Origin of the sequence: Streptomyces sp. NPDC058632, from assembly GCF_042717095.1 — a bacterium.
Classification (GTDB): domain Bacteria; phylum Actinomycetota; class Actinomycetes; order Streptomycetales; family Streptomycetaceae; genus Streptomyces.
In genome coordinates, this window is record NZ_JBHXQZ010000157.1 from 1 (window position 1) to 8,898 (window position 8,898).

Annotated in this window: 6 protein-coding genes; 2 read left to right on the top strand and 4 right to left on the bottom strand. The window is 71.1% G+C overall.

The features are described from left to right. Positions 1 to 91: 91 nt before the first annotated feature. The 4 genes from ACFWVE_RS33980 to ACFWVE_RS33995 all read right to left on the bottom strand — a co-directional run bounded on the left by ACFWVE_RS33980 (position 92) and on the right by ACFWVE_RS33995 (position 4,037). Entirely contained in the window at positions 92 to 868 is a 777-nt protein-coding gene (locus ACFWVE_RS33980; RefSeq protein WP_384022795.1) for a succinate dehydrogenase/fumarate reductase iron-sulfur subunit, read from the bottom strand. Then, complete coding sequence (locus ACFWVE_RS33985; RefSeq protein ID WP_384022798.1) at positions 865 to 2,817, bottom strand: fumarate reductase/succinate dehydrogenase flavoprotein subunit; 1,953 nt, start codon at positions 2,815 to 2,817, stop codon at positions 865 to 867. Before ACFWVE_RS33985 ends, ACFWVE_RS33980 begins: the two co-directional genes overlap by 4 nt. 18 nt (positions 2,818 to 2,835) lie before the next feature. Then, on the bottom strand, positions 2,836 to 3,672 hold the full coding sequence (locus ACFWVE_RS33990) for a hypothetical protein (RefSeq protein ID WP_384022800.1): 837 nt from the start codon (positions 3,670 to 3,672) through the stop codon (positions 2,836 to 2,838). Positions 3,673 to 3,743: 71 nt separating this feature from the next. Next, on the bottom strand, positions 3,744 to 4,037 hold the full coding sequence (locus tag ACFWVE_RS33995; protein WP_384022803.1) for a hypothetical protein: 294 nt from the start codon (positions 4,035 to 4,037) through the stop codon (positions 3,744 to 3,746). A gap of 300 nt (positions 4,038 to 4,337) precedes the next feature. On the opposite strand from ACFWVE_RS33995, the gene ACFWVE_RS34000 reads away from it, so the two are divergent. Together ACFWVE_RS34000 and typA are read left to right on the top strand one after the other, a co-directional pair. Then, positions 4,338 to 6,743 (top strand): ABC transporter family substrate-binding protein, encoded by a 2,406-nt coding sequence (locus ACFWVE_RS34000; RefSeq protein ID WP_384022806.1) that lies wholly within the window; start codon positions 4,338 to 4,340, stop codon positions 6,741 to 6,743. A 177-nt stretch (positions 6,744 to 6,920) separates the two neighbouring features. Next, positions 6,921 to 8,828, top strand: a complete 1,908-nt coding sequence (gene typA, locus ACFWVE_RS34005; RefSeq protein WP_384022809.1) for a translational GTPase TypA — start codon at positions 6,921 to 6,923, stop codon at positions 8,826 to 8,828. The last annotated feature ends 70 nt before the right edge of the window (positions 8,829 to 8,898 follow it).

The following is an 8,898-nucleotide window of genomic DNA, read 5'->3' on the forward strand; positions in this document are numbered from 1 at the left end:
GCCCGGCGCCTCCGGGCCTCCGGGCCTCCGGGCCTCCGGGCCCCCGGCGCCCCCGGGCCCGGGGGCGCCGGGGCGCCGGGAGTCCCGGGCGTCAGGACGGCGCCGACCGGCGCCGGATCTTGTTCCCGAGCCAGACGAGCGGGTCGTACTTGCGGTCCACTGCCCGTTCCTTCAGCGGGATCAGCGCGTTGTCCGTGATCTTGATGCCCTCGGGGCACACCTCGGTGCAGCACTTGGTGATGTTGCAGTAGCCGAGCCCGTGCTCGTCCTGCGCCGTGCGCCCCCGGTCCAGGCCCGAGGCGTCGGCCGCGTCCAGCGGATGCATGTCCAGCTCGGCCACCCGCATCAGGAACCGCGGTCCGGCGAAGGCCTGCTTGTTCTCCTCGTGGTCGCGGACGACATGGCAGGTGTCCTGGCACAGGAAGCACTCGATGCACTTGCGGAACTCCTGCGACCGGTCCACGTCCTCCTGCGTCATCCGGTACTCGCCGGGCCCGACCCCCTCGGGCGGCACGAAGGCCGGCACCTCACGGGCCTTCGTGTAGTTGAAGCCGACGTCCGTCACCAGGTCGCGGATCACCGGGAAGGCACGCAGCGGGGTCACGGTGATCGTCTGGTCCCGGTCGAACACCGACATCCGGGTCATGCACAGCAGCCGCGGGCGGCCGTTGATCTCCGCCGAGCACGAACCGCACTTGCCCGCCTTGCAGTTCCAGCGGACGGCGAGGTCGGGGGCCCGGGTGGCCTGCAGCCGGTGGACGATGTCGAGGACCACCTCGCCGTCGTGCACCTCCACCCGGAAGTCCTCCAGGCCGCCGCCCCGCACGTCCCCCCGCCACACCTTGAAACGGGCCTCATAGCTGCTCACTCGTACAGCTCCTCTTCGGCGAGGTACTTGACCAGCTCCTCCTTCTCGAAGAGGGCGAGCAGGTCGGGGCGGATGGGTTCGGTGGTCTCACGGGTCAGGGTGATCCGGCCGCGCTCCGGGTCGCCGGCCGCGAGACCGTCCGTCGGATCGGGGCCGTCCGCCGGCTCGGCCAGCGCGCACAGCAGGTTGACGCTCCGCCAGGCGCGGTCCATCGCGGAGTGGTCCTCGCGGGTGTGTCCGCCGCGCGACTCGGTGCGCTCCAGCGCGGCCCGTGCCACACACTCGCTGACCAGCAGCATGTTCCGCAGGTCCAGGGCGAGATGCCATCCCGGGTTGAACTGCCGGTGCCCCTCGACGCCGGCCCGCCCGGCCCGTACCCGCAGCTCGGCCAGCTTCCGCAGGGCCTGCTCCATCTCGTGCTCGCGACGGATGATGCCGACCAGGTCGTTCATCGTCTGCTGGAGCTCCTGGTGCAGGGTGTACGGATTCTCCGGAGGGCTCCCGTCCGTGTCCTCGCTCTCCGCCGAGAACGGCCGCAGCGCCTCCGCGGCGGCGGCGTCCACCTGGACGTCGTCCACCCGGGGCCGCTCCTGTCCCTGTGCCGCCGCGTGCTCGGCCGCGTGCCAACCCGCCCGGCGCCCGAACACCAGCAGGTCGGAGAGGGAGTTGCCGCCCAGCCGGTTGGAGCCGTGCATGCCGCCGGCCACCTCACCGGCCGCGAACAGCCCCGGCACCCCGCGCGCCGCCGCCGTGTCCGAGTCGACGGCGATGCCGCCCATCACGTAGTGGCAGGTGGGTCCGACCTCCATCGCCTCCGCCGTGATGTCGACGTCCGCCAGCTCCTTGAACTGGTGGTGCATCGAGGGCAGCCGGCGCTTGATGACCTCGGCCGGCATCCGGGTGGACACGTCCAGGAAGACCCCGCCGTGCGGGGAGCCGCGGCCCGCCTTCACCTCGGCGTTGATCGCGCGGGCGACCTCGTCGCGGGGGAGCAGTTCGGGGGGACGGCGGTTGTGGTCCGGGTCGTCGTACCAGCGGTCGCCCTCCTCCTCGGACTCGGCGTACTTCTCCTTGAAGACGTCCGGCACGTAGTCGAACATGAACCGCTCGCCGTCGGAGTTGCGCAGCACCCCGCCGTCGCCGCGCACCGACTCGGTGACCAGGATGCCCTTGACCGACGGCGGCCAGACCATGCCCGTCGGGTGGAACTGCACGAACTCCATGTTGAGCAGCGGGGCCCCGGCCAGCAGCGCCAGCGCGTGGCCGTCGCCGGTGTACTCCCACGAGTTCGACGTCACCTTGAACGACTTGCCGATGCCGCCCGTCGAGAGGACCACGGCGGGCGCCTCCAGGACGAAGAAGCGGCCGGACTCCCGCTCGTAGCCGAAGGCACCGGCCACATGACGGCCGTCCTTGAGCACGCGGGTGACCGTGCACTCCTGGAAGACCTTCAGCCGGGACTCGTAGTCCCCGGTCTCCCGGAAGTCCTCCTGCTGGAGGGCGACGATCTTCTGCTGCAGGGTGCGGATCAGCTCCAGGCCGGTGCGGTCGCCGACGTGCGCGAGGCGCGGGTACTCGTGGCCGCCGAAGTTGCGCTGCGAGATCCGGCCGTCCTTCGTCCGGTCGAACAGCGCGCCCCAGGTCTCCAGTTCCCACACCCGCTGCGGCGCCTCCTGGGCGTGCAGCTCGGCCATCCGCCACTGGTTGAGGAACTTCCCGCCGCGCAGGGTGTCACGGAAGTGGACCTTCCAGTTGTCTCCGGTGTTGACGTTGGCCATGGCGGCGGCGATCCCGCCCTCGGCCATCACGGTGTGGGCCTTGCCGAACAGCGACTTGCAGATCACCGCCGTACGGGCGCCCCGCTCGCGTGCCTCGATGGCGGCGCGCAGCCCGGCGCCGCCCGCACCGACCACGACGACGTCCCATTCCTGCCGGTCGACCACGGGCATCAGGCAGTCCCCACTCAGCTAGAAGAAACGCGGATCGTCGAAGGCGCCGGACGCCACGAGATAGACGTAGAGGTCGGCGACCGCCACGCTCACCAGCGACGCCCAGGCGAGATGCATGTGCCGGGCGTTCAGCCGGCCCACCCACTGCCACATCCGGTAGCGCACGGGATGCCGGGAGAAGTGCTTGAGCTTGCCGCCGACGATGTGCCGGCAGGAGTGGCAGGAGAGGGTGTACGCCCAGATCAGCACGATGTTGACCAGGAAGACGAGGGTGCCGAGCCCCATGTGGCCCCACGCGTAGTGCTCGTCGCGGAAGGCGAGCACGGTGTCGTAGGTCAGCACCAGGGCGACCAGGAGCGCCGCGTAGAAGAAGTACCGGTGGATGTTCTGCAGGATCAGCGGGAAGCGGGTCTCCCCGGTGTACTTCTTGTGCGGCTCGGCGACCGCGCAGGCCGGCGGGGACGCCCAGAAGCCCCGGTAGTAGGCCTTGCGGTAGTAGTAGCAGGTCAGCCGGAAGCCGAGCGGGAAGATCAGGATGACGATCGCCGGTGAGAGGCCCCACCAGTCGCCGACGAGGTCCCAGTTGGGTCCGCCGCGCATCGGCTCGCAGTTCTCGGCGAGGCACGGGGAGTAGAACGGCGAGACGTACGGCGCCGCGTAGTAGTCCGCGTTCGACAGGGCCCGCCAGGTCGAGTAGACGACGAAGGCGAGCAGACCGGCCGCGGTGGCGGCCGGGGCCAGCCACCAGCGGTCGGTCCGCAGGTGCGGAGCGGCGATCGCGGCGCGGGTACCGGTTCTCACACCGGTACGTCGGGGTTGGGGGTCTGTGGCGGGAGGTTCCGTACCAGTGGCCACTTGTCCGCTCCGGTCGGGGTCAGGGGGCGCGGCGGGCCCTGTGGGGTGGACGGGGGATTCGAACGGGGGATTCAGGGAGCGCGGCGGTCGCGCGCGCCGAGCCCCTCGTCGTCCGTGTCCACCCACAGGGACGGGTCGTACGGCGCGTCGGAGATGGTGACGAGATCGGGCCGTTTCGGTACGCCGGCCGTGGTGACGGCCGTCTCCCGGAGCAGCGCGACGCTCTCGCGCAGATGGTTGGTGTCGGTTCGGACGCGGCGCATCTCCAGGCCGCCGCTGCCGAGCTGCTTCTCCAGGCGCCCCACCGACCGGATCAGGTCGTCGAGACTGCGCTGGACGGATGACAGTTCGTCGTGCACGGACATGACTTGCCCTCACTTCCCGCGGGTCCTTCAGGGTCCTTCAGGCCCAAGGCGGCAACGTTCGTGCGCCTGCGAGTGTTGCGCGTCACACCTTGCGCTGTGAAGGGATGTGCATCGATTGGCCGAGGCGCATGGGTGCACCGCGCGGTGTCGTACGCCGTACGGGTGACCTTCCGATCCGTGGCCGCCGTGTCGCTCCCGGTTGCCGAACCCTTTCCTCTTCAGTGGCCGCATACATCAGATGAGATCCAAATACCACCAAAAGTGATCGTAACGCCCGCGGCTTCACGGAGGTACCCAGAGATGTCCCACGACGGCGTCGGCCCGCGCGCGGCCATGCGCTCGGTCGCCTTCCTCACCGCGGGCGCGCTCGCGGTGCCCGCGCTGGCCGGATGCAGTTCCGAGGACGACCCGGCCGGCCGGCCCCTCGCCGGAGGGGACATCGCCCGCGCCGACCGCGCGCGGATCGCCGACGGCGGCACCCTGCGCTGGGGCGTGGACTCCGTCCCGGAGACCCTGAACGCCTTCCAGGCGGACGCCGACGCCACCACCACCCGGATCGCCCAGGCCGTGCTGCCGTCGATGTACCGGATGGACAGCCGGGGGCGCCCGGCGCGCAACCCCGACTACCTGGAGTCCGCCGAGGTCGTCGAGACCGAGCCCAAGCAGGTCGTCCTCTACAAGCTCAACCAGCAGGCCGTCTGGAGCGACGGCCGGGAGATCGGTGCCGCCGACTTCGCCGCCCAGTGGCGCGCCCTGTCCGGCAAGGACTCCGCCTACTGGACCGCCCGCAACGCCGGCTACGACCGCATCGAGAAGATCCAGCGCGGCAAGGGCGACCTGGAGGTCAAGGTCACCTTCAGCCGCCCCTACGCCGACTGGAAGTCGCTGTTCGCACCGCTGTATCCGAAGGACGTCATGGGCGCCCCGGACTCCTTCAACGACGGGGCCCGCACGAAGCTGAGGGTCACCGCCGGCCCGTTCGAGGTGAAGAAGGTCGACCGAGAGGACGACGAGGTCACCCTCACCCGCAACGCCCGCTGGTGGGGCGAACCGGCCCGGCTCTCCACGATCGTGCTGCGCGAGGTGCCCCGCGACGAACGGATCGCCGCGCTCACGGACGGAACCCTGGACCTGGCCGAGATCGACGCCCCGGCCGCCCGCCGCATCTCCGTCGCCGCAGGTCCGCAGGACACGAACGCGAGCGGGAGTGCGCGTGCGGGGACGAGCGCGCGGGGCAGTGACGCCGCGGACAGTGCGGCCCTGACGGGCCCCGGAGCCGCCGGGTTCGGAGCCGGGCGGTCCGCGGCCGGGGCCCTGCGCTCCTGGGCCGTCGCGAACGGCACCGACGAGGAGGCCGCCGACGAGGAGGTCTCCGCCCGCGAGCAGCGCGAGGCAGCCGCGGAGCTCGCGCGCGAGGAGCGGGCCCTCAGCGGTTTCGAGGTGCGCAAGTCGCTGGAGCCCGCCTACACCCAGCTCGCCCTCAACGGAGCCGCGGGCCCTCTCGCCGACGACCGGGTCCGCCGCGCCGTGGCCCGCGCCCTGGACCGGCGGGAGCTGGCGGAAGCGGTCCTGAAGCCGCTCGGCCTGCCCGCCGAGCCCGTCGGCAGCCACCTCGCGCTCTCCGGGCAGGCCGCCTACGCCGACGGCAGCGGCGCCCTCGGCGACCAGAACGCCAAGGAGGCGCGGGCCCTGCTCGCGGACGCCGGCTGGGTACCGGGCGGCCCGGTGAAGAAGGGGGAGAAGAAGGACGAGCAGGCCGCCGGCGGCGAGGGCGAGAAGGCGGAACCGTCCGACGAGGATTCCGACGAGGACACGGACACGGACTCCCCGAACGGCGCCGACGACGACGGCACGTACATCGTCGGCGAGGACCACGAAGGGGACGCCGGGGACGCCGGGAACGACGAGGGTGACGCCGGAGACGACGGAAACAACGGCGACGACGACCACCTCGCCCAGGACGGCACCCAGCACACGCGGCTGAAGCAGGGCAGCGCCCCCGGCGCCTACGCCCCCCTGGGCACCGCCGCCCCCGCCCAGGCGGAGGACGCCCCGCTCGCCAAGGACGGCAAGGCGCTCACGCTCGACTTCGTGCTCCCCTCCGGCCCCGGATCGGAGGTCCTCACCACCGTGGCGGACCGGATCGCGAAGATGCTGGAGCGGGTCGGCATCCGTACGGAGATCACCAAGGTCGACGACAAGAGTTACTTCACGGACCACATCGCCTCCGGTGAGTACGACCTCGCCCTCTACTCCTGGCCCGCGACCGCCTACCCCGCCACCGACGCCCGCCCCGTCTACGCCAAGCCGGCCCCGGCCGCCGACGGCTCGCTGAACGTCGGGCAGAACTACCCCCGCGTCGGCACCGACCAGGTCGACCAGCTCTTCGACCAGGCCCTCGCGACGCTCGACGACGCGAAGCGCGCCGAGCTGCTCCGCAAGGCGGACGCCCGCATCTGGGCGGCGGCCGGCTCGATCCCCCTCTACCAGCGCCCCCAGCTCACCGCCGCCCGCAAGGACCTGGCCAACGCCGGCGCGTTCGGTTTCCGTACCCCGGTCCACGAGGACATGGGGTACCTGAAGAAGGGCGCGCGGGGCCCGGCCGGGACACCGTGGGAGAAGTCCACCGAGCCCTCCGGCTCCGGATCCGCCCCGGACCCGGAGGCGGACTCGAACCCGGAATCGGAGGCGGAGTCGGATTCCTGATCAGTCCTGATCACCCCACGTAACGGCCCGTGCGGCCGGTCCGGACGAGGAGGGCGAGCCCCCGGTGCCGGGGGCCCGTACCATGGGGGGTGGCCGCGGCGTGTCCAGCCCGGCAGGGCCCGCGCACCGCAGCCGTCTGCGCAGGGCATTCCTCACCATTCCGGGAGTACGCCTTTTATGGCCACGCGCCACGACATCCGCAACGTCGCCATCGTCGCCCACGTCGACCACGGCAAGACCACCATCGTCGACGGCATGCTGAAGCAGGCCGGTGCCTTCGCCGCGCACCAGCTCGACTCCGTCGACGACCGCATGATGGACTCGAACGACCTGGAGCGTGAGAAGGGCATCACGATCCTCGCCAAGAACACGGCGGTGAAGTACCACCCCAAGGACGGCGGGGACCTGATCACGATCAACATCATCGACACCCCCGGCCACGCCGACTTCGGTGGCGAGGTCGAGCGCGGTCTGTCGATGGTCGACGGTGTCGTGCTGCTCGTCGACGCCTCCGAGGGCCCGCTGCCGCAGACCCGCTTCGTGCTGCGCAAGGCGCTCCAGCAGCGGCTGCCGATCATCCTCTGCATCAACAAGACGGACCGTCCGGACGCACGCATCGACGAGGTGGTCAACGAGACCTACGACCTCTTCCTCGACCTGGACGCCGACGAGGAGCAGATCGAGTTCCCGATCGTCTACGCCTGCGGCCGTGACGGCGTCGCCTCGCTGACCAAGCCGGAGGACGGCACGGTCCCGGCCGACTCGGACTCGCTCGAGCCGTTCTTCTCCACCATCCTGTCGCACATCCCGGCGCCCACCTACGACGAGGGCGCCCCGCTCCAGGCCCACGTCACCAACCTCGACGCCGACAACTTCCTCGGCCGGATCGCGCTGCTGCGCGTGCACCAGGGCGAGCTGAAGAAGGGGCAGACCGTCGCGTGGATGAAGCGCGACGGCTCCGTGTCCAACGTGCGCATCTCCGAGCTGATGATGACCGAGGCGCTCACCCGCAAGCCCGCCGAGAAGGCCGGCCCCGGTGACATCTGCGCGGTCGCCGGCATCCCGGAGATCATGATCGGCGAGACCCTGGCCGACCCGGAGAACCCGGTTCCGCTGCCGCTGATCACGGTGGACGAGCCCGCGATCTCCATGACCATCGGCACCAACACCTCGCCGCTGGTCGGCCGCGGCGGCACCGGCAAGGGCGCCGACGCGAAGGCGGCCGTGAAGGACCGCAAGGTCACCGCCCGTCAGGTCAAGGACCGTCTGGACCGTGAGCTCATCGGCAACGTGTCGCTGCGGGTCCTGGAGACCGGCCGTCCCGACGCCTGGGAGGTGCAGGGCCGCGGCGAGCTGGCACTGGCGATCCTGGTCGAGCAGATGCGCCGCGAGGGCTACGAGCTGACCGTCGGCAAGCCGCAGGTCGTCACCCGCGAGATCGACGGCAAGGTGCACGAGCCCGTCGAGCGCATGACGATCGACGTGCCCGAGGAGCACATGGGCGCGGTCACGCAGGTGATGGGCGTCCGCAAGGGCCGGATGGACAACATGTCCAACCACGGCTCCGGCTGGGTGCGTCTGGAGTTCGTGGTGCCCTCGCGCGGTCTGATCGGTTTCCGTACCGAGTTCCTCACGCAGACCCGCGGCACCGGTATCGCGCACTCCATCCACGAGGGCCACGAGCCCTGGTTCGGACCGCTGCAGACCCGGAACAACGGCTCCCTGGTCGCCGACCGCTCCGGCGCGGTCACCGCGTTCGCGATGACCAACCTGCAGGAGCGCGGCGTGCTGTTCGTCGACCCCGGCACCGAGGTGTACGAGGGCATGATCGTCGGCGAGAACTCCCGCGCCGACGACATGGACGTGAACATCACCAAGGAGAAGAAGCTCACCAACATGCGGTCGTCCTCGGCGGATTCGTTCGAGGCGATCGTCCCGCCGCGCAAGCTGTCGCTGGAGCAGTCCCTGGAGTTCTGCCGCGACGACGAGTGCGTCGAGGTGACCCCGGAGTCGGTCCGTATCCGCAAGGTGAACCTGGACGGCCGCGAGCGCGCCCGCGCCGCGAGCCGCGCCAAGCACGGCTGACACGCCGGCCGACACCCCGCCCCGCGCACGCGCGCGGACCCGTACGGCACCGGGCACCCCTGCTCTCAGG